Below are 21,791 nucleotides of genomic sequence, written 5' to 3'. Positions count from 1 at the left end.
TCATCTAAATGACAATACTCGATCTCACTAGAAGGACCAAAATTGTTGCCACAATAGGCCCCGCAACTGAGAGTGCGAGCCAGATAGCAAGGTTAATAGAAGCTGGTGCCACTACTTTTCGCCTAAACTTCAGTCATGGTGATCATCATGAGCATGCTGAAAGAATTAAAACTATTAGAAAAGTCTCAAATGACTTAGGAATCCATATTGGAATACTTCAAGATCTTCAAGGGCCTAAAATTAGACTTGGTAGATTTAAAAATGGCCCTGTTAATGTAAAAAATGGAAATAAATTTATTCTTACATCAAGAAATATTGACTGTAATAAAGACCAAGCAAATGTCACTTATGACAAACTGGCTGAGGAGGTAACAGTTGGAAATAGAATTTTATTGGACGACGGAAGGGTCGAAATGAAGGTTGAAGAAGTAGATCTAAAAGAACAAAGATTAATTTGCTCGGTAACAGTAGGTGGAGTTTTATCAAATAATAAAGGAGTTAATTTTCCTGACGTTCAGTTATCAATTAGAGCACTAACAGATAAAGACAAAGAAGATCTTGCTTTTGGTTTAAAACAAGGTGTAGATTGGATTGCGCTTAGTTTTGTAAGAAATCCATCTGATTTAATAGAAATAAAAGATTTAATTAGAAATCATGGATTTGATACTCCGGTAGTAGCAAAAATTGAAAAATTCGAAGCAATTGATCAAATTGACGCTGTATTAAAACTTTGTGATGGGGTCATGGTGGCAAGAGGAGATCTTGGAGTAGAGATGCCTGCAGAGGAAGTTCCATTATTGCAAAAACAACTTATAAAAAAAGCCAACAGCCTTGGAATACCCATTATTACAGCTACACAAATGCTAGATTCTATGGCTTCAAGTCCAAGGCCTACAAGAGCTGAGGTAAGTGATGTAGCGAATGCAATCCTTGATGGAACAGATGCAGTAATGCTTTCAAATGAAACTGCAGTGGGTGATTTTCCAATTGAGGCAGTTGCAACAATGGCCACAATAGCTAAAAGAATAGAAAGAGATTATCCACAAAGAGCATTAGAAAGTCACCTCCCAAGCACAATCCCAAATGCAATAAGCGCAGCCGTAAGTAGTATTGCTAGACAAATAAACGCAGCGGCAATAATACCCTTAACTAAAAGCGGCGCTACAGCCAAAAACGTAAGCAAATTTAGGCCAGCCACCCCTGTTTTGGCGGTAACTAATGAAAAGAGTGTTGCAAGCACACTTCAACTTGTTTGGGGTGTGACTCCTCTTCTTATAGAAAACCAAACAAGCACTTCAAAAACATTTGACGATGCAATGAACATGGCAAAAAAAATGAAAATACTCAAACAAGGAGATCTGGTCGTTGAAACTGCAGGAACATTATCTGGAGTGAGTGGCTCAACTGATTTAGTAAAGGTTGGAATAGTTACTTCAGAAGAAGAGCCTAAAACACCTTTTATTTAAAATTATTAAAAAGATATGAAAAGGAAACTCCCATTAGCTGAAACCTCGCGAATGGCAGTTAAAAATCTTAAATCAAATAAATTCAGAAGCCTTTTAACAATGCTAGGAATTGTTATCGGCAATGCTTCAGTAATAACGCTGGTAGGGGTTGGGAGAGGAGCACAAAATCTTGCAGAAAATCAATTAAGCAATCTCGGTGCAAATGTACTATTTGTTGTTCCAGGAAATAATGACACTCGAAGAAGAGGAGTAGCTTTTCCAAAGAACCTAGTTCTTAAAGATGCCATTGCAATAGCAAAGCAAGTTCCCACGGCTAAACGAGTAGCTCCACAAATCTCATCAAATCAAGTTATTCAAGCAGGATCTAAAAGTACAAGTAGTTCAATTTCAGGAGTAACTAGTGATTTTCTTATTGTTAGAAGCTTCGAAATTGCTAAAGGTCGTTTTATTAATGATCAAGATTCAAAAGGAGCCAAAAATGTTGTAGTAATTGGACCTGATCTTGAAGAAAAGCTCTTTAATGAGAGAGAAGGTTTAGGAGAGAAAATAAGAATAAAAGATCAATCTTTTGAAATAATTGGTGTAATGAAACCAAAGGGTGCTGTATTTGGAAACAATCAAGACGAAAATGCATACATCCCTTTATCAACTATGGTCAGTCGAATCACTGGTAAAGATCCAACATATGGTATTAGCCTGAGTTTCATAAGTGTTGAAGCAATAAATGAAAAATCTACAAAAGCCGCGAAATTCCAAATAACAAATTTATTGCGTCAACGACATAAAATAATTAGAGATGATGACTTCGCTGTTAGATCTCAAAAAGATGCCTTACAAATAGTTTCAAACATAACAGGTGGTCTAACATTAATGTTAGCGGCAATAGGAGGGATATCATTACTAGTAGGTGGAATAGGTATTATGAATATTATGCTTGTATCTGTAAGCGAAAGAACAGAAGAAATAGGCCTTAGAAAAGCTTTAGGGGCAAGGAGACTTGATATTTCAACTCAATTTCTGATTGAATCATTAATCCTTTCTAGCTTAGGTGGATTGGCTGGGACAGGTTTAGGACTTACAACAGTAAAGATTGTAGCTTTGTTAACACCTTTACCGGCAACTATTGGTTTAGGAACAGTATTCGTAACTGTCGTGATATCTGGGACTATAGGCTTAACGTTTGGAGTATTACCAGCAAAAAGAGCAGCAAGACTTGATCCAATTACAGCATTGAGAAGCTTATAGATAATATTGATAATTTTTTAAATTATTGGATATTTTTAGACTAATTTTTGAGAAACCATTCAAGTCCTTCAACAGAAAGGGGCGTTACCCCATTAGAATCGTTTGAAAAGTTTTATTGATTCATGGATAAAAAATGGAAAATAATAACTCTTTGGGTTCTTCCAATAACAATAGTAGTCTTAATTACATGGCAAATACTTGGTTCCGCAACCAATACTCAAGTAAACCAAACCAGCACCACTAATGCTTCAAGAAGTACCCCGGTAGCAAAAATAAGCTATGGAAGATTCCTCGATTATTTAAAAGCAGGGAGAGTTACCTCTGTCGACATTTACGAAGGAGGTCGCAATGCAATTGTTGAATCGGTTGATCCTGAAATAGATAATAGAGTTCAGAGATTAAGAGTTGATCTTCCAGGTCTTGCTCCTGAATTAGTTTCTTCCTTAAAAGATGAAGGCATAAGTTTTGATATTCATCCTCCTAAATCAGCACCAGCAGGGATTGGAATACTTGGAAATCTTCTTTTCCCACTAATTCTTATTGGAGGATTGATTTTACTATCACGAAGATCAAATTCTATGCCTGGTGGGCCAGGCCAAGCAATGCAGTTTGGAAAAACAAAAGCAAGATTTGCAATGGAAGCAGAAACAGGGGTTAAATTTGATGATGTGGCAGGAGTCAATGAAGCGAAACAGGATTTAGAAGAAGTTGTCACTTTCCTTAAACAACCCGAAAGATTTACATCTGTAGGAGCTCAAATTCCCAGAGGTGTTTTGCTTGTAGGTCCTCCTGGTACTGGGAAGACGCTTTTAGCTAAAGCAATTGCTGGGGAAGCTGGTGTTCCATTCTTCTCACTTTCTGGATCAGAATTTGTAGAAATGTTTGTAGGGGTTGGTGCAAGTAGAGTCAGAGATTTGTTTAAAAGAGCTAAAGAAAATAGTCCTTGCTTGATCTTTATCGATGAAATAGATGCAGTTGGAAGACAAAGGGGTGCTGGAATAGGAGGAGGTAATGATGAAAGAGAGCAAACTCTCAATCAACTTCTAACTGAGATGGACGGTTTTGAAGGCAATAGTGGAATTATTATCATTGCAGCAACAAACAGACCTGATGTTCTTGATTCTGCTTTGATGAGACCAGGTAGATTTGACCGACAGGTTACCGTTGACGCACCAGACATAACAGGGAGATTATCCATACTCAAAGTCCATTCTAGAAATAAAAAATTAGAAAAAGATCTAACACTAGAGAGCATTGCGAGAAGGACCCCTGGATTTACAGGAGCAGACCTAGCTAATTTATTAAATGAAGCAGCTATTCTTACTGCTAGAAGAAGAAAAAATCACATAGGGCTATCAGAAATTGATGATGCAGTAGATCGCATCATCGCGGGAATGGAGGGTCAACCTCTTGTTGACGGTAGAAGTAAGCGCCTTATTGCTTATCACGAAGTAGGCCATGCATTAATTGGATCCCTAGTCAAAGATCACGACCCGGTCCAGAAAGTAACTGTGATTCCAAGAGGTCAGGCAAAAGGTTTGACTTGGTTTTCACCAGATGACGATCAAGCTTTAATTAGTCGAGCACAATTAAAAGCAAGAATAATGGGGGCATTAGGAGGTAGGGCTGCTGAAGATGTCATATTTGGAAGAGAAGAAGTAACAACTGGAGCAGGAGGTGACGTTCAGCAAGTTGCTTCAATGGCAAGGCAAATGGTCACTAGATTTGGAATGAGTAGCCTAGGCCCAGTCTCTTTAGAGGGTGATAGCCAAGAAGTTTTTGTGGGAAGAAGCCTAATGAATACATCTGACATTTCCGATGAAATTTCAAAACAAATTGATGAACAAGTAAGAGATATTGTCAAACAATGTTATGAAGAAACGCTTGAATTAGTCTCTAAGAATAGATCCGCTATGGATAAATTAGTTGAAATTTTAATTGAAAAAGAGACTATGGATGGAGAAGAGTTTTGCAAAATATTATCTGAGTTTACAACTGTTCCTGAGAAAGAAAGATTTATACCTGTACTACAAGATCCGAAATAGATTGAAGATATCAAACTGAATTTATTGGTCTTTTATTAAATACATTATCAATAATTCCATAATCAACAGCTTCGGCAGGTGACATATAAAAATCTCTATCAGTATCCTCTCTAATCCTTTCTATAGGCTGACCAGTTCTAAGAGATAACTCTTGATTTAATTTATCCTTAATGAAAAGTATTTCGTCAGCCTGAATTCTTATATCGCTTGCTTGCCCCCTTGCACCTCCAAGGGGTTGGTGAATCATTATTCTTGAATGAAGTAAACTACTTCTTTTTCCTTTTGCACCAGCACAAAGTAAAAATGCGCCCATACTTGCAGCAAGGCCGACACAAACGGTATGAATGTCAGGCTTAACATGTTGCATTGTGTCAAAAATCCCGAGGCCGTCATAAACAGATCCACCAGGCGAATTTATATAAAGGAAAATATCTTTTTCTGGATCGTCAGCTTCTAAAAAAAGCAGCTGAGCAACGATCCTATTTGCAGAATCACTAGTTACAGGTTCCCCCAAAAAAACAATTCTTTCTCTTAAAAGCCTGGAATAGATATCAAAGGCTTTTTCTCCTCTTCCAGATTCTTCAATAACTATTGGAATCATTAAACGATGGTGATGGTCGGTTTTCATGATCCTAGCCAAGTCACGGGGTAAGCTAGGGTCTCTTAAGAATTATCTAGGTTTGGCATTGAGCGTTAGAGCAACAATTTCAGACAGCAAATCTGATTTCCACAAGGAATTTCCTTATGTCATTCCACCAATTTATAGAAAACTTGCAGATGAACTCCTAGTAGAATTACATTTATTAAGTCATCAAAAAAACTTTAAAAATAATTCTATTTTCTCGACTGGTTTAAAAGAGTTATTCAATAAATTCACCGGTGGGTATAAACCTAATGAACATATTGATAAACTTTTTAATGCCATTTGCAACTGCAACGGGTTTAATCCAGTTGAAATAAAAACCCTAAACGAAGAATTACTTAATAAGTCAAATTCATGTAACAAAGAAGATCTAAATAAATTCTTAAATCAAATCAAAGAACAAATTAAAGACAACAATTATTACAGTCGCATCAATGCCATTGGGATTTACAAATTGGCAACAGAATTGCCCTATTGTCAGGACATCAAATTGGAAGAACTAAATGAAGAAATATTAGAAATTTCTGAGATATTAGGTTACCAGTATTCAAGAGTTGAAAAGGATATAAGCATGTATAAGTCTAATATTGAAAAGATGAAACAAGCTTTAGAAATAATTGCACTAAATACATCACCTAAAAAATAATAAATACTTTTTATTTTCTTCGCTTATCTTTCCAATCAATATAGCTTATGTAAATTACGCCAATCGTAATGAAAGACAAAAGGCTTATAGAAAAAAAAGACAAAAAGCTATAGAGGCTGAAGTCTATAGACATAACTAAATTTAAATATCGATAGAACCATCACCATTTCTTCCCCAAACAACCATTGCTATTGAAAAGGTGAAAATAGCTGCCAAAGAAGCCCAACCTAAAGTAAAAATCATTACATGAATTATTTTGTTAAATTATAACTTATTAAAATGGTATAAATTATGAACATCATCAGAGAACTAATAGAAATTTAAAAAACTCAGCCTAATAGAAAAACGAAAATGGGAAGACTAGTTCAAAACCACAGTACTCATATAGAGGGACTAATAAAATGGTTGAAAGAAATAGCGAAAAGCCAAGATATTAAAACCGTAACACCAGCGTCAATATTTAAAACGAGTGGTCGCGGAGAGAAACTATTACTAAAAGTGACAATAAAAACAAAGGAAGGTTACAAACTTCTAGCTAGGAAAGGGACACTTGTACAAGAAGTATTTATGGTAACCAATTTGGAAGAGGAAAAAATCAAAGATATAATCAAAAATACTAATCCATTTTTGTCTCGGAGAAAGAGAGTCTCCTAGTTTCAGAATTTTCAGGATATGACTCATTATTTTGTCTAGAAACAGACTCAGACAATTCTCTTATGATGTCCTCTTTAATCATATTCATAGCTGAATCAATTTCAAAAAGATTTTCTGTCATGAATAACAAATTTTAAATATTTTAAACGTAAAAAAACAAAATCTTTAATAATTAATAAAAAAAACAGATTTATAATAAGTAGAGAATTATTACAAAAAATAATTAATGATAACTTACACTAATTAATAAAGGTAAAAATAAAAAAATTAAATCTACAACTCATATTCCCCCTGAAATTTATCTAGATTAGTCAAATACAATTTATAGAGATTTTCTGTATTATCATTAAAACCAACTTCCTTATACATTTGCTCTAATGACATATATGAACTCATAACGGGTAGGAAAGCAGATTTATATTCTTCTTGAATATCATCATCATCAATGTCATGAATTATGGCAGTAATCAATTCAATTTGTTTTTTAGCTAATGAAATATTCTTCTCTAGTTCAGGACTTAGCTTCCGCCTTCTTTTTGCCATTTAATAGACTGCATCCAAAAAAAATAATACACTATTTCTAATCTAAAAATCAATCAAAGAAGGAAAGGTCTGAAAAAAGCCGAAGAATAAGAGTAAATACTCATAAAACTAACATAAGAGAGTTCCATTTTTATAAATATAGGATATATTTTAATTGGTATAATAATTATGTGATAAAAGCCCAAAACTTGTTTATCCAGGGCAATCAGATCAAACTATCACTATGAAAAGTAATTCAGATAAAAATCAAGCAAAGCTTCCATGGTGGGTTGAACTATTGTTTGTTCAAATTGGTTTACCTGATTCGTGGCTTTCGATATACCTAAAAAGAAAAAAAGAAACAATAACATTTATTGATGAAAATAAAAAGTATATAGCTTATATTTCCTTATTAATTGCAGGGATATTATATATATATCCAATAGTAAAGTATACATCTTCAAGTTCTTCATGCATAGATAAAACGACAAAATATTTAAAAGCAAATAATATAAATAAATCCCAGAATGCAATGGATATAAACTCTTTAGCAGTAGGTTATTGCCATGGTGGTACCCTACCAAAATGATCAATTATAATTTTTTTTTCTGTCTCCGTCAATATCATAACTGGGAATTCGATTGGGCTTCCTTCCTTCAATCAGAGGAATTAAATTCGTAATAAGCCTTCCCATAACAGGAACCCAGAAAGTTTTATAAGCATTTTTGAGCATTGGAAATTTTCTTCCATATCAAACAAACTGAATAATCTAAAAAGATATATTCATTTATCAATATTAACTAGTAGCACGTGGTTATCGAATTTTTTTATTATTTTGAAAGATTTGTCTCCTTTTAAGGTCTCTAAAGTATTGACATCAGAAGTAATTACATAATCATACTTTAAAATATTATCAAATGATTTAAGAATAATAGAAGAAGGTAAGTAGTATGAAAATAAAGTCTGAATCTTACTTTCCACATTCAATAAATAAATAGTATTAGTGTTAATAATCTTTGACACCATTGAATCAGTTAAAAAAGCCTTTGTTTTAAAGTTAGGATTACCAAGAACACCAAAGTTAAATAACAAAGATAAAGATACATATTGAGGAATAATTATTCTATAAAAGAATTTAGATAGTGCAGCATGATGACTTATATTTGTAAAAAAAGGTCTAATTGATAATATATATGATAAAATTAATATAGAAGAAACTAGATACAAGACATATTTTTGGTTAGAAGAAACAATATTTATAAACTCTTGATAATAGAATAATAAAACAATTAGCACAATGCTAATTAAAAAAAGAAGAAAGGATAATAAATTTTTAATATTAAAAGTCGAAACAGAAATTTTTAATGTATTAGATTGTAATTTAATCGCGAATAAATTTGATAAAGAGGGTAGTAAAAATAGATAGTAATGTGGATAAGAAGTTGACATACTTAGTAGAATTAATAGCGATACAGTAGGATAGCAATAGGATAACAATGGGTATTTAATAGAACTATATGAAAAGGACTTACTAAAAAAAATAAGAATAATAAATAAAATGCCAATAGGAAAAGTAAGATACAGGAAATTTAAAGGAATTAATAGGAAATTATTTAAATCTACTGAACCAATTGCTTGTTTCTTAGCAAAATCAAAAAGTGATAATAAACCATCTATTCCAAACTTTTCATATGAATAAGAAAGGCTAATTAATGTTGGGATAAATCCAAAAAGTATTCCAGCTGTAAAAATAGTTTTAAATGTATTTTTAGTTCTAAGCAAATGAAAACCAAGAAAAGGGGATAGTCCAATAATCGGGACTACTACCATATAACTTCTAATAAAAAAAGCAGTAGAAATAAAAGCTCCGGATATAAAGATATAAAAAGACTTATTAATATTTTTTTGGGAATCTAAAAAATTCAAAAAGTTAAGTATAACCAGAAGAATACAAGCAACAAATGGAATATCTGGACTAGCATATCTTGAATATTGAATCCATAAGGGCATTGAGGATAGAGATAAAATAGATAAAAATGCAGACTTCTTATTTGAGACTTTTAATGCAATTAAATAGGAAATGAATAAGCAAAGGAAGGAGCCTAAAATACTTGGAAGTCTCAGAGCTAGTTCGTTTTTTCCAAATAACCTTATAGATAATGCTATAAACCAGTAGCTACCAAGTGTCTTGTGATGAGGACCAGGAAATGGAGATGATAGCCAGTTATATGATTCTTCAATTAATCGTGATCTTCTCGCATAAAGTCCTTCATCATGAGCAACTAGACTTTGGGAAGAGAAATCAATCAGAAAATAAAATAATACAAACAGAAAAATAAAAAGGCAATAATTGACTGTTCTTCTATTCTTAGAGAAAAAGTTTAAAATTCCTTTCTTATAATTCTTATAGTTAATAAGCTTGGTTGGATTATTTTGCATAATCAAATATGATTAGAAAATATAATAATTTGATTAAATGAACGGGTCTTTCAAATAAAACTATATCCATAGTAATTTGATTTGGGAATCTAAAGGAGAATGTATTAATAACATAATGTATAATAATAAATATTTTAAAATCATAAAAGATGGCAACCGCTAAGGAAAAGAAGGAAGAGGTAAAAGCCTCCCTAAAGATTTTAAGAGCTGAGCTAAGAAAAATGCATTTAGGCGTAACAGAAGAACTATCTCTTCCAGAGCCCACAGAAGTAAAAAAATTAATGACTCAAATGGAGGAACTACTTCTAGTAATTGAGCCAAAGACATCAAGAAAATCAAAAAAATAAGCTAACTAAATAATACTGAAACTTAATGATAAAATGTATTGATTTAAAATATAAATTATTTTTTTATTTTTCTCGAAGAATAAAATAAGGTTGGGATAGTTAATAAAACAGTTATTGGTAATGGGTTTTCACTAATAGTGTAGAAAAGTGTAGAGAAAGTAAAGAAATCAATTAGAATTTGCAAATCAATTCTTAGATCATAAATTGAAAGTATAATTAAAATAATTTGTATCCAATTATATTTTAAGAAATTAGAAAATCTATATATATAAATATCTATCATTACTTCTCAATTAATTCTTTCTTCCTAGTTATGGATAACAGTGAAGGAGCCAGAGAAATACTGGACCAAGAACCAGCGATAACTCCAATAACTAAAGAAAAAGCAAACCAATATAATGTAGATCCACCCCAAATCAATATACAAATTAATGGGAGTAATGTTGTAAAACTTGTGTAAAGCGTTCTTGTCAAAGTAGCGGAAACTGCCTTATCAATCTGATATTTAAAACTTATTTGACTATCCGATATGCTTTTTTCTCTAATTCGATCAAAAACTACAACAGTATTATTTACTGAATAACCGGCAATGGTTAAAAGTGAAACAGCAAATAATGAATCTACCTCAACATTATTAAAATAGCCTAACCAAGAAAATACACCACAAACAATAAGAATGTCATGAAAAAGGGCTAACAAAGCCAGAAAAGAATATCTTCGATCATATCTAAAATTTATATATAAAGCTATTCCAAGAAAAGCAAAAAATAAAGATACTAAACTACTTTTAAGTAATTGCTTCCCAAGGCTAGGTCCAATTATTTCAATTGAAGTATTATTAGTATTAAATGGGCCAAAAGATTTAATAACCTCAGCAACGACAGATTCAGATTGAGCTGCTGATAAAAATGGAAGCCTAATGGATATTAATTGTGAATTATCGAGTAATTGTATTTGTGATCTAGATAAATTAGGAGATGTATTTGAACTAAAATTTTTATCCAGTTTTTTTAAAGAGATTATATTATTGGATATTTCACTTGTATTTAAGGTAATACAACTATCAGCACAACTCCTCTCTAAAGTTATTTGAGTTCCTCCGGTATAATCTAAACCAAGGTTTAAAGGGGCCTTAATAGAAGTACTTTTAAGGCAAATTAACATACCAATTATTGATAGTAAACATAATGAGAATGAGACTAGCCAAACTTTTTTTCTGTTTTTATAGAGTTGAACATTAAAATTAGGTTTCATAATTTAAATGATTTGATTAGTTTCTATTGAACTTTGATGGATGGTGATGGAATCTGATTAGGATTGATAAAGTTAGAAATTTTTCGAAGGCCTTGATAACTCATTAAGAACTTCAATATTGCTTTTGTACATGTTAATGCCGTAAATAAGCTCAACACCACCCCAATGCCCAATGTAGCTGCAAAACCTTTTACAAATCCAGTACCCAAATAAAATAACGTAATGCAGCTTATCAAAGTAGTTAAATGACCATCAATTATTGAAGAAAAAGCATTTTTAAAACTTGCATCTATTGAACGAATCAGGGTATTTCCAGTGCGTAATTCTTCCTTTAATCTTTCAAAAATAAGAACATTTGCATCAACAGCCATTCCTATACTTAATATAAATCCAGCAATACCTGGAAGAGTAAGAGTCACTGGGAGTAGTGCATAAATAGAGAGAGTGAATAGCGAATAGAAAGACAATGCCAGGACAGCTACAAATCCGGCTAGTTTATAAATGAAGATCATAAAAATGCCTACAAATAGCAAGCCTGTTAGAGCAGCGAAAAGACTTAGACGAATATTTTGAGTACCTAGAGAAGGACCTATAGTTCTTATTTGGATAATATCAATAGGTAAAGGTAAAGCACCTCCCCTTAATTGAACTTCTAAATTTCTAGCATCATCAGCAGTAAAATTTCCGCTTATTGTGGCGGATCCACCAGTAATACCAGCAGTTTCAAATTGCTTACCCACACTTGCTTCGCTATATGAAATACCATCAATAACAATTCCAAGCAATCGAGAGGTGCCAGCGATAGATTTTGTGAGGTCTGCAAATAATTCACCTCCCTCATTATTGAAGCTTAAAGTGACTTCCCAATTATTAGTATTCTGATCTTGTCTCCTACCTGCATTTGTCAAATATTGTCCAGTTAATGATGTTGTTTCAAAAAGACCTGCAATGTCAGTACTAATCTTATTCCTTAAAAGATTGAATTGATCTACATCTAATATCTGGTCGGATTGAATGTTATATTTTTCGAATAATTGATTAATTTCATTATTAATATTGATTTCCTTTATTAATTGAGCTGAATTATTATTCTCTTCTAATAATTTAATAATAGATTCCACGCTATTTCGTTGAGTTTGTAAATCTCTTAATTGCGCCGCAGTACCATTTTTCTGAATTCTGAATTCTAATAGAGCAGTTTCTCCTAATACTTTTGCTGCCCCTGAAGGATCTTGTTCCCCTGGAAGTTCTAGTAACAATTGATTTGTTCCTATAGTTTGAAGTTGCGAATCTGAAACTCCTAATCCGTTTACCCTCTTATCAAGAACAGCCTTAACTCCTTCGATTTCTTTGGAGGTAATTTTTGTTATTTCCTTAGTAGGCTGAACCTCCAGAGTTAATTGACTACCTCCGCGTAGATCTAATCCCAATTGGAAAGGTATATTGGTGCATATAAAAATACTTAATACTGCGAAAATGATGACGACAAGAAACCAATAGTTCTTTCTGCCCATTATTAATCTACTCCACCATTATTAATAATTTTTTCTGCAGCTTCTACTATCTGATGAGGTTGAATAATAGTTAAGTTTTCCAAGTTTCCATTATAAGGCGTAGGAATATCCTGACTGCTCAAACGAACAGGAGGAGAATCTAAATCATCGAAGCAGTTCTCAGTAATCAAGGACATTAACTCAGCTGCAATACCGCCTGTTTTCATACATTCTTCAACAATAATTACTCTATGAGTTTTTCTTATAGATTTAGATATAGTTTCCATATCAAATGGCTTAAGACTTATTAAATCAATCAATTCAACATCAATTCCTTTCCCTTCAAGAAGCTCAACTGCTTTCAAACAGTGGTGACGCATTCTCGAATAAGTCAAAATCGTAATGTCACTTCCGGTTTTTACAAGATCGGCTTGATCTAAGGCACAGACATAATCACCCTCAGGCAGCTCTTCAGTGAGGTTATATAGAAGAACATGTTCAAAGAAAAGAACAGGATTATTGTCTCTAATAGCAGCTTTCATTAGACCTTTAGCATTCGTGGGAGTACTACAAGCGACAATTTTGATACCAGGAACTGCATGAAAATAGGCTTCAAGTCTTTGACTGTGTTCAGCGCCTAATTGCCTTCCAACGCCACCAGGACCTCTCACAACTGTTGGAATAGTAAAATTTCCGCCACTCGTATATCTCAGCATTCCCATATTGTTGGATATTTGATTAAAGGCAAGTAACAAAAACCCCATATTCATTCCTTCCACAATTGGTCTTAAACCAGTCATAGCAGCACCAACAGCCATACCAGTAAAACTATTTTCAGCAATTGGTGTATCTAAGACTCTGAACTCTCCATATTTTTCATACAAATCTTTCGTAACTTTATAAGACCCGCCATATTGTCCAACATCCTCACCCATTACACATACCAGAGGATCTCTGTCCATTTCTTCATCAATTGCTTCACGAAGAGCATTAAATAAAAGAGTCCCTTTCACAGAATTAACAGATCGTCCGGATTACCGGTTTGTTATTCCAAACTATCTCAAACAGTGCCTAATTACCCACCTGCTGCAAAAGTCGATAACAGCAATATGGAAAGCAACATTCCAGGAGAGAGTAATAAAACGAGAAGTCCTAAATCGTGAAGAGTCATAGAAAGATCTAAATATGACAATTTAATAGTTAAATGCTAGTCAGTTTTGTCCTTGTTGCCTTCTATCAAACTTCGAATAAATACTAAAAACAAACCAAGGCCAATAAAACCAAAGGTAAAAGTTGCAAGAAAACTAATTCCAATAATTAGTGTTTTAAAACCAGAAGCAATACTCTGAGCAATTGGTGAAGAATAATTAGGAGTATGAATCGAAAAATATAAAACTATTTTTTTACTAATAAAAAGGCTTAACAAACTAAAAGACAAACTGGTAATCGAACCTGAAAGAAAGCTTAATGGACCTTTCTTTGGTTGAGAACTATCAGCAACTATAGGAGTTTCGGATGAATTAACTGATTCATCAGATTCATTTTTAAACCCATTACTAGGTGAATTCATTTCTTAATTGAACTCCATTAGACTTCATTGAACATGCCCAAGCGGATAAACCAGCTCTTTCAAATTCATTAACATGTTCTTTTAGTATTTTATTTGCTTGGTTATAATTTTCAAACAAGGCAAAACAACTTGGACCAGAACCACTCATAGAAACGAGACGGGAATCAGGTAAACGAGATAATATATTTAAAGACTTTTCGACCTCTGGTGTCATAGGACGAACGATTCTTTGTAAATCATTTTGTATTTCTTTGCGATTGTCTAAAAGAGACTGATCCGACCAGTTAATAGATCTAATAATGTTTCTCTTGATTTCAAAATCGCTATCATTTACAAGATAGCTACCACCATACTTTTGTTTATATGATTTATATGCAACTGGTGTAGAAACTTGTATTGAAGGATCTTTAACCAAAATAAGACCTAACTGAAAATGATCAAATTTTAATTTTTCTAAAATTTCACCTCTACCAAAACATATCTGCCTACCACCCGATATGCAAAAAGGGATATCTGAACCTATTTCTTTTGATAAGCTTTCTAATTCTTCAGTCTTAAGATTTAACTTCCAGAGTTTATTTAATCCAACCAATGTTGCAGCTGCATCTGTAGATCCACCTGCCAATCCTGCTCCAATAGGGATATTTTTTTCAAGTTCAATATTAACTCCTAATTGTGTATTTCCTACTGTTCTTTTCAATAGGGTTGCAGCTTTTATTATTAAATTATCTTCACCATTTCCAATCTCGTTATTATTAGATTTAAGAGTAATATTATTATCTGCACTTTTTATCATTTTCAACTTATCACTTAAGTTAATACTTTGCATGACCATTGCTAATTCATGAAAGCCATCGGTCCTAATACCTAAAATCTCTAAATGTAAATTAATTTTTGCATATGCTTCAGCAATAAGAAAATCTTCATTTGCTTTGGAAGGGTACATTTTCAATAACACAAGTTTCTTTTAAAGCTTTAGCCAAGGCGAACCAATTGGAAGGTGAAATTTCCTGCGGTCTTTGATCAAGACTAATACCTCTGTAAGCGAAAAATTCATTTATCTGATCGTTGGAAGTAACAAAACTTCCAATCGTGTTTCGTAATTTCTTTCTTCTACCAGCAAAAGCATGTTTCAAAAGTAGTTCTAAGAAATGTCCTATCTCATAAAAATTTGGCTCAAAAGATATGAAAGGCTTAATCATAACGACTTTGGAATCCACCTTTGGTGCCGGTTGAAAACATTTAGAAGGCACATCGCATACTTCCTGGCATCTTGCTAGCAGCTGAATCCGTACACTTAAAGCACTAAAATTACTAGTTCCAGGTAGTGCCACAAGTCTTTGTGCCACTTCTTTTTGCATCAATAAAACTAATGTTTCAAAACTATTTTCGGGTTCTTTTCTTAATTCACCAATCAATCTTTTTAATAGTGGTCCCGTGATGTTGTATGGAATATTAGCTACAACTTTGTTTATGGTCAGTCCATTTTCAGCTTCCAGTGGAGCAGATAGAACATCCCCCTCTCTCAAACTAAATTTATTTTGATGACTAAAGCGTTTTTTCAAACCAAAAACTAAATCTCTATCTAACTCAATTGCTTGGATGAATTTTGCTTTGGATTCAATTAATTTCTGAGTTAAAGCACCTTTACCTGGACCAACTTCTAATACGCAATCTTCAGAATTCAATTCGGCAGCCATAACTATTTGATCCAAAACACCTTGATCTTTCAACCAATGCTGTCCAAAGCGTTTTCTTGGAATATGCCTAAAATCATTCAAAGTGCTTTCACCCACACGTACAATCTCCAAACCACATTAGAAACGATCACATATTTCACTCAAATAAAAATAAATTATTTAAAATATACTCACAAGATGATCTTCAATCAATATACATTTTCTCAAATGACTCTTGATAGCCATAGCCTTGAACGCCTAAAAGAATTAGGACGAACGCTTCCAAAAGAGATCGCAAAACCTCAATCAACTGAATTAAAAAATCAAAAAGAAACAAAAAAACACAAGTTGCACCCAGTTGAAATCGAAACCAACCCTGAACAACTTTTTCGAGAATTAATGAAAATAAGTCCAGATGGGAACGTGCCACCTCATTTATTAGAAAGACTGAAAAAACTTGAAAAAAACAATGTGAAAATTTCTTCCAAAGCACATCCAAATATTAATGAAAATTCTAAAGATCCCTCAATTGAAGACACACTAAACTTATATACTCAATTTCAACAATTTCTCCTTGAAGATGAGATCGATTAGACAAATATCTTTTTTTTATGCTTAGTATTTCACACTACAAAATCGTTGCAATTGGGAAAATAAAAAAATTATGGACTCAAAAAGGTATAGAAATGTACTTAAAAAGATTACCCGGTCTCCAAATTATAGAAATAAAAAATAGTACTCAAACAAAGGAAGAATATTCAATCAAAGAATTAATTAAAAATAATGATATTCTCGTAACCCTTAATGAGAAGGGTCAATCATTTACATCAAATCAATTAGCGAAAAAACTTCTTGATTCTCCTACTCAAAATATTACTTTTGCTATTGGAGGCGCTACGGGTCTTAGCACGTCACTAGACTCGTCTGCAGCCTGGCAACTCAGCCTTTCTCCTTTAACTTATCCACATGAATTAGCTCGACTTCTTCTGGTAGAGCAGCTCTACCGAGCAAAAACGATTACCCAGGGCTGGCCCTACCACAAAGAATAGAGGCCATACCACTACAGCCCAATTATAGTACACTTGAACTAGTTTAGACTGTAATGGGGTTGATTCATGCATTTAAAGAGCTCGTATTATTCATCAAAAGAAACTTACTCGAAAAGATTAATCCCTTTAGCAAATGAAACTATTTCCGCAGGCTTCCCTTCACCTGCAGAAGACTATATAGAACTAGGAATCGATCTAAATGAATACTTAATCAAAAACCCAATAAGTACATTTTTCCTACGCGTAAGTGGTAATTCAATGAATAATGCAGGAATTTACAACAATGACTTATTAATAATAGATCGCAGTATAAATCCACATCCTGGACATATTGTAGCTGCCCTCTTGGATGGGGAATTCACTTTAAAAAGACTTATAAAAGAGAAAGATAATTATTACCTAAAAGCAGATAAAGAAAACTATCCGGCAATTAGTTTATATGAATATATAGATATACAAATATGGGGGGTGGCAATTTATTCAATACACGAACTGCAAAAATCAAATCATAATCATGTCTAAAGCAATAATACAAATTGATGGGAACAATTTCTATGCCTCATGTGAACAAATGATAGATCCTTCAGCAAGAGGAAAGGGATTAGTTGTACTTTCTAATAATGATGGATGCATAATAGCTCGTAGTTCAGAAGCTAGAAAAATGGGTATCCCGATGGGACAGCCTTATTTCAAATTAAAAACTAAACTAAATCTATTAAATGTAACTGTGAGAAGTTCAAATTATGAGCTATATGGAGATATAAGTAATCGCTTAATGCAACTACTAAGAAAAAATTGTGACGAGCTAGAAATCTACTCAATAGATGAAGCATTTGGAACAATAAAACGTCCAAAGGATCAGTGCCTATATCAATGGGGAAAAGATTTAAGAGCTTTAGTTTATCAAAATATAGGAATTCCAATATCAATCGGTATTGGTGAAACAAAAGTTCTATCAAAAATTTCCAATCATATTGCAAAGAAAATAAGAAAGAATTCAGGAATATTTGATATAGGTATTATTAAAAATAAAGATCATTATCTAAATCAAATCAAAATAGAAAAAGTTTGGGGTGTTGGGAAAAGGATGTCGACATGGCTAAAAGATAGAAACGTAACTAATGCCAGAGAGCTTAGAGATATGTCAAGCGAGCAACTTAAACATAAATATGGTGTAGTTGGTCTACGCATACAAAATGAGCTAAAAGGTAACCTATGTATACCTATCAAAGAGATATCACCAGATCGAAAAGAAATCTGTGTAAGTAGAAGTTTTGGATATCCAATAGATAGCTTAGAAGAATTGAATCAAGCAATAAGTAAGTATGTTCTAATTGCAATTGCTAAACTTAGAGAAAACAACCAATTATCGTCTTCTATTACAGTCTTTACAACGACAAATAGGCATTCAAATGATTTTTTTAAAAGTGAAGCAATAGATAAATTAGATATAGCAACTTGCGACTCTAGAGTTATTCTTAGAAAAAGTTTAGAATTAACAAAAAGAATATTTAAACCTTATAAAAAACTAATTAAAGCTGGCGTGATATTGAGTAAACTACAAAACAATCAATATAAACAAAATCTACTTTTTAATAAACCTGCTATTCAAGAAGAATTTTATATGGAAAGACTAAATATTCTAATAGATAATATTAACAAAAGAAATGGAAGAAAAATATTAGGCTGGGGGGTGTCTATAATTAAAGAAGAGTGGAGTCCACGTCGAGAAAATCTATCTTCATCAAAAACCACAACAATAGAGAATATTCCGACTATACTCGCTATTTAGAAATTGATATTAAATTAAGATATGAAAAAATTGAAACCTTAAAGACTTAAAAATAATATTGATTTGCTAAATTAGAAAAATATAATCATTAGGAAATAAGATTAATAATGGAATTTATTGAGTTTTTAGATCGAGAAGAGATAGAAATAATAAAGATAATTGAACAAGCTGGATATTCAACAAGAGAAAATACAGGTCTATGCTTAATCAGTGAAAATTACGCTGGATTTTTTAGAAAGAAACAAAAATCAATTATAATTTGTACAGATAATGCAAAGATGAAAGAGGGTTATACACTATTAAAAAAAAGAAATACAGATAAATATGAAAGGACAGCAATACATATAAAAAAAGCACTAAGACATGAAGCTGTTCATGTCGCACAAGAATGTAATGGGGGAAAATTGTTAGATATAAATAAAAAATTATCTCTAAATCCGGCAAAGATGAAAGCATTAAAAGGATCTTTAAAGATATCTGGGGAGACTAAAAAAGAAATACAAGCATACATGCTAGAAGATAAACCAAAATTATTAAAAAAAGAATTACGAAAATATTGTCTATAATAATTTAGGAATATTAACTATTAATTATCTCTCAGTAATTGAAAAGCATTTAGTTTATTACTATAAATCAAAAGCATTCCTGGTTCAACACAACTAAGTCCAATATGAGTTTTTATAATTTTAGAATTAATAAGGGCTGTTCCACATGTATCAAGAATAAGGACAGGCAAAGTAGATGTAGATCCCTGCATAATTTGCATATCGAGAGCTTGGCGAACTGCTATTTTTGCTTTAGCAATACCAATTTTATTGATAAAGTCAGGCCAAAGTTCATTAGATAGAAAACATTTTTCAAAATCTAGAAAGGAAGAATTTTTCATTTAAATTTATAGATAGATAAAATTATTTATAACATCGCTGTTGATCTAAATGTAAAATATTTTGTCTTTCTGCATAATAAAGTTCCTGAAAATTTATAGCATCATTATTTAATTCTTCAAACATTTTAATTACCAGTTCTTCCATATCTGCTGAATTACTAGGCGTGGAATGTTCTTGAACAATTAGTGAAGCTATACAATTCTCAAGGGTTTGTAATCGCTGTGAACTCCATGCTTCAATTAGATGTCTACAACGTTTTAAGGATTTTTGTTTTTCAAGCACGGCTAAAGCACCACGAATTTGGGAATCAGGTTCACTTAAAGTTGTTTGTCTAAGCTCATTAACCTCAAGCAAAGGAGTCAGTTTAGATAGATATTCATTATTATTAGCCAGAAAATTATCTAACAAATTTTTAATTAAATCGACATCTGCTAAAACATTAGTATTATCAACACCACGATTTATATTCTCAACCTTTTCAGCCCCGAATTGTTTTTCTTCTATATAACTAATTTCCGACCATATTGATCGATGATGATTAATAGCAAAATCATCTAGATCTCTTAACCTAAGCTCATTGCGTATAAAAGATCTAGCCTTAGGACAATGTATATATATGAACAATATATCTGACTCACTTTTTTCTCTATGACTAACTTCTTGTTGTTTCTCATATTTCCTAGAGCGACCATGCCATCTTTGACCTTTAATTTGATTACGTAAATCCTCCTCAAGCTGTAGTGCGAATCTAGCTTGACCTCCACTAAGACGCTGGGCAACCTTTTGAAGATAATGAGTTCTTATTGCCGTTTGTGGCAGTTTTCCAAGAAGACTTACTAAATTACTAACAGCAATCTGAAATTCATCAGACTTACTTAAATCCAAATCAATTAATGATTGATCTATTTGCCAATCCATCCATAAAGGTGCTTTGGCCGCTAATGCTTCATATTCAGAAGGAGAATTATCCTGAAGAAACTCATCTGGATCTTTACCAGAAGGTAATTGAAGAACTCGTAAGTCTAATTGGCCTTGAATAGAAAGATTCTCTACTTCACTAATAGCACGATTGGCAGCTCGTATTCCAGCATTATCAGAGTCAAAATTTAAAAGAATCTTTTTACTTTCAGTCGAACGAGAGAGGAGCGTTATTTGATTTCGACTTAGTGCTGTTCCCAAGGAGGCGACAACATTTTTAATACCAGAATCATGCAGCGCCATAACATCAAAATAACCTTCGACCACAACTGCGTAGTCCTTTTTCCGTATTGAAGGTGATGATTTATCTAAAGCAAAAAGGTTTTTTCCCTTTTCAAAAATTTCAGTCTCTGGAGAGTTCAAATATTTAGGGTCAGAGCCATCAAGACTTCTTCCTCCAAACCCAATTACTCTTTTTTGTCTATCGTGGATAGGAACAATAATTCGATTACGAAATCTGTCATAGAAACCATTACCGCCCTTTCTAGGAACAATCAATCCAGCAGACTCAAGTATTTCAATACTGATATTTTCAACATCAACAAAATATCGAAGTAATGAATCCCAATTATCTGGTGCATAACCAAGTTCAAAATTTATCAAAGTTCCATCACTTAAATGACGAACATTTTTAAGGTAATTAAGAGCCTGTTCTCCACATGTAGAATTCAATTGATTTCGAAACCAACCCGCGGCAAGTTTCAAAACATGATATAAATTTTCGCGACGTGAAAACTGTTGCTTAAGTCTTTCCTGCTGTGGGCCATCAACTGTATCAATCGGTACCTGATATTTTTTTGCTAAATCAAGAACAACATCACTAAAACTTTGTCTTTGAAACTCCATTAAAAATTTAATCGCATTTCCCCCAGCCCCGCATGAAAAACAATAATAAAATTGCTTGCCAGGAATTACTGACATAGAAGGCTTACTATCATCATGAAAAGGGCATATCCCAACAAATTCTTTACCTTTTTTCTTTAAGACAACGTGTTCACCAACAACATCAACAATGTCGACACGTTCTTTTACAGCTTCTATTGTCCTAGGATGTAATCGAACTGATGTCATATGATAATTTT

The 21,791-nt window shown here is 32.7% G+C and carries 24 protein-coding genes; 12 read left to right on the top strand and 12 right to left on the bottom strand.

Translation table 11 applies throughout. The features are described from left to right. Positions 1-8: 8 nt before the first annotated feature. The 3 genes from pyk to ftsH all read left to right on the top strand — a co-directional run bounded on the left by pyk (position 9) and on the right by ftsH (position 4,756). Positions 9-1,466, top strand: a complete 1,458-nt coding sequence (gene pyk, locus AC6EJB_RS01545; protein ID WP_498491975.1) for a pyruvate kinase — start codon at positions 9-11, stop codon at positions 1,464-1,466. A gap of 15 nt (positions 1,467-1,481) precedes the next feature. Continuing rightward, positions 1,482-2,711 carry an ABC transporter permease gene (locus tag AC6EJB_RS01540; RefSeq protein WP_498491974.1) on the top strand — a complete coding sequence of 410 codons (1,230 nt, stop codon included), beginning with the start codon at positions 1,482-1,484 and terminating at the stop codon, positions 2,709-2,711. 122 nt (positions 2,712-2,833) lie between these two features. After that, positions 2,834-4,756, top strand: coding sequence for an ATP-dependent zinc metalloprotease FtsH (ftsH, locus tag AC6EJB_RS01535; protein WP_498491973.1), 1,923 nt, complete (start codon positions 2,834-2,836; stop codon positions 4,754-4,756). Between the two features lie 10 nt (positions 4,757-4,766). Here the strand turns inward: ftsH and clpP are convergent, their stop codons facing one another. Then, positions 4,767-5,384, bottom strand: a complete 618-nt coding sequence (gene clpP, locus AC6EJB_RS01530; RefSeq protein WP_498491972.1) for an ATP-dependent Clp endopeptidase proteolytic subunit ClpP — start codon at positions 5,382-5,384, stop codon at positions 4,767-4,769. Between the two features lie 58 nt (positions 5,385-5,442). Here clpP and psb29 point away from each other — a divergent pair, with 58 nt between their 5' ends. Then, positions 5,443-6,045 (top strand): photosystem II biogenesis protein Psp29, encoded by a 603-nt coding sequence (gene psb29 / locus AC6EJB_RS01525; RefSeq protein WP_498492945.1) that lies wholly within the window; start codon positions 5,443-5,445, stop codon positions 6,043-6,045. Between the two features lie 141 nt (positions 6,046-6,186). On the opposite strand, the gene petN is transcribed toward psb29, so the two are convergent. Further along, complete coding sequence (gene petN / locus AC6EJB_RS01520; RefSeq protein WP_071841048.1) at positions 6,187-6,288, bottom strand: cytochrome b6-f complex subunit PetN; 102 nt, start codon at positions 6,286-6,288, stop codon at positions 6,187-6,189. A gap of 108 nt (positions 6,289-6,396) precedes the next feature. On the opposite strand from petN, the gene AC6EJB_RS01515 reads away from it, so the two are divergent. Then, on the top strand, positions 6,397-6,699 hold the full coding sequence (locus AC6EJB_RS01515; RefSeq protein WP_498491971.1) for a DUF2103 domain-containing protein: 303 nt from the start codon (positions 6,397-6,399) through the stop codon (positions 6,697-6,699). A 273-nt stretch (positions 6,700-6,972) separates the two neighbouring features. On the opposite strand, the gene AC6EJB_RS01510 is transcribed toward AC6EJB_RS01515, so the two are convergent. Continuing rightward, positions 6,973-7,242, bottom strand: a complete 270-nt coding sequence (locus AC6EJB_RS01510; RefSeq protein WP_498491970.1) for a hypothetical protein — start codon at positions 7,240-7,242, stop codon at positions 6,973-6,975. Between the two features lie 223 nt (positions 7,243-7,465). Here AC6EJB_RS01510 and AC6EJB_RS01505 point away from each other — a divergent pair, with 223 nt between their 5' ends. Then, a complete protein-coding gene (locus AC6EJB_RS01505; RefSeq protein ID WP_498491969.1) occupies positions 7,466-7,810 on the top strand; it encodes a hypothetical protein in 345 nt (114 codons plus the stop codon). Positions 7,811-8,004: 194 nt separating this feature from the next. On the opposite strand, the gene AC6EJB_RS01500 is transcribed toward AC6EJB_RS01505, so the two are convergent. After that, on the bottom strand, positions 8,005-9,660 hold the full coding sequence (locus AC6EJB_RS01500) for an ArnT family glycosyltransferase (RefSeq protein WP_498491968.1): 1,656 nt from the start codon (positions 9,658-9,660) through the stop codon (positions 8,005-8,007). A 149-nt stretch (positions 9,661-9,809) separates the two neighbouring features. Between AC6EJB_RS01500 and AC6EJB_RS01495 the strand changes: the two genes are divergently transcribed. Then, a complete protein-coding gene (locus AC6EJB_RS01495; RefSeq protein ID WP_498491967.1) occupies positions 9,810-10,007 on the top strand; it encodes a DUF8635 family protein in 198 nt (65 codons plus the stop codon). A 282-nt stretch (positions 10,008-10,289) separates the two neighbouring features. Here AC6EJB_RS01495 and secF read toward each other — a convergent pair whose 3' ends face one another. From secF to rsmA, 6 genes are all read right to left on the bottom strand, one after another. Next, positions 10,290-11,261: a protein translocase subunit SecF gene (gene secF / locus AC6EJB_RS01490; RefSeq protein WP_498491966.1), complete on the bottom strand. Its 972-nt coding sequence runs from the start codon at positions 11,259-11,261 to the stop codon at positions 10,290-10,292. Between the two features lie 23 nt (positions 11,262-11,284). Beyond that, the gene (gene secD, locus AC6EJB_RS01485) at positions 11,285-12,775 is read right to left on the bottom strand and encodes a protein translocase subunit SecD (RefSeq protein ID WP_498491964.1); all 1,491 of its coding nucleotides are present in this window, start codon (positions 12,773-12,775) and stop codon (positions 11,285-11,287) included. A gap of 2 nt (positions 12,776-12,777) precedes the next feature. Further along, a complete protein-coding gene (locus tag AC6EJB_RS01480) occupies positions 12,778-13,767 on the bottom strand; it encodes a pyruvate dehydrogenase complex E1 component subunit beta (protein ID WP_498491962.1) in 990 nt (329 codons plus the stop codon). A gap of 194 nt (positions 13,768-13,961) precedes the next feature. Further along, positions 13,962-14,324, bottom strand: a complete 363-nt coding sequence (locus AC6EJB_RS01475) for a DUF3082 domain-containing protein (protein WP_498491960.1) — start codon at positions 14,322-14,324, stop codon at positions 13,962-13,964. Next, on the bottom strand, positions 14,311-15,270 hold the full coding sequence (ispE, locus tag AC6EJB_RS01470) for a 4-(cytidine 5'-diphospho)-2-C-methyl-D-erythritol kinase (protein WP_498491958.1): 960 nt from the start codon (positions 15,268-15,270) through the stop codon (positions 14,311-14,313). The genes AC6EJB_RS01475 and ispE overlap by 14 nt, the downstream gene beginning before the upstream one ends. Beyond that, complete coding sequence (gene rsmA, locus AC6EJB_RS01465) at positions 15,248-16,120, bottom strand: 16S rRNA (adenine(1518)-N(6)/adenine(1519)-N(6))-dimethyltransferase RsmA (protein WP_498491956.1); 873 nt, start codon at positions 16,118-16,120, stop codon at positions 15,248-15,250. Before rsmA ends, ispE begins: the two co-directional genes overlap by 23 nt. 111 nt (positions 16,121-16,231) lie before the next feature. Between rsmA and AC6EJB_RS01460 the strand changes: the two genes are divergently transcribed. From AC6EJB_RS01460 to AC6EJB_RS01440, 5 genes are all read left to right on the top strand, one after another. Beyond that, the gene (locus tag AC6EJB_RS01460) at positions 16,232-16,597 is read left to right on the top strand and encodes a hypothetical protein (RefSeq protein ID WP_498491954.1); all 366 of its coding nucleotides are present in this window, start codon (positions 16,232-16,234) and stop codon (positions 16,595-16,597) included. A gap of 17 nt (positions 16,598-16,614) precedes the next feature. Then, positions 16,615-17,052 carry a 23S rRNA (pseudouridine(1915)-N(3))-methyltransferase RlmH gene (locus AC6EJB_RS01455; protein WP_498491953.1) on the top strand — a complete coding sequence of 146 codons (438 nt, stop codon included), beginning with the start codon at positions 16,615-16,617 and terminating at the stop codon, positions 17,050-17,052. A gap of 66 nt (positions 17,053-17,118) precedes the next feature. Beyond that, entirely contained in the window at positions 17,119-17,574 is a 456-nt protein-coding gene (locus AC6EJB_RS01450; protein WP_498491952.1) for a LexA family protein, read from the top strand. Next, entirely contained in the window at positions 17,567-18,844 is a 1,278-nt protein-coding gene (locus AC6EJB_RS01445) for a Y-family DNA polymerase (RefSeq protein WP_498491951.1), read from the top strand. Before AC6EJB_RS01450 ends, AC6EJB_RS01445 begins: the two co-directional genes overlap by 8 nt. A gap of 107 nt (positions 18,845-18,951) precedes the next feature. Continuing rightward, on the top strand, positions 18,952-19,410 hold the full coding sequence (locus tag AC6EJB_RS01440; RefSeq protein WP_498491949.1) for a DUF8637 domain-containing protein: 459 nt from the start codon (positions 18,952-18,954) through the stop codon (positions 19,408-19,410). 20 nt (positions 19,411-19,430) lie between these two features. Here AC6EJB_RS01440 and AC6EJB_RS01435 read toward each other — a convergent pair whose 3' ends face one another. Together AC6EJB_RS01435 and dnaG are read right to left on the bottom strand one after the other, a co-directional pair. Next, the gene (locus AC6EJB_RS01435) at positions 19,431-19,730 is read right to left on the bottom strand and encodes a hypothetical protein (RefSeq protein ID WP_498491947.1); all 300 of its coding nucleotides are present in this window, start codon (positions 19,728-19,730) and stop codon (positions 19,431-19,433) included. A gap of 22 nt (positions 19,731-19,752) precedes the next feature. Continuing rightward, positions 19,753-21,780 carry a DNA primase gene (gene dnaG, locus AC6EJB_RS01430; protein WP_498491945.1) on the bottom strand — a complete coding sequence of 676 codons (2,028 nt, stop codon included), beginning with the start codon at positions 21,778-21,780 and terminating at the stop codon, positions 19,753-19,755. Positions 21,781-21,791 lie beyond the last annotated feature (11 nt).

Source organism: Prochlorococcus sp. G4PB17, from assembly GCF_059772445.1.
Note: the sequence above shows the minus strand (reverse complement) of the source record. Positions and strands in the feature narration are given on the sequence as shown.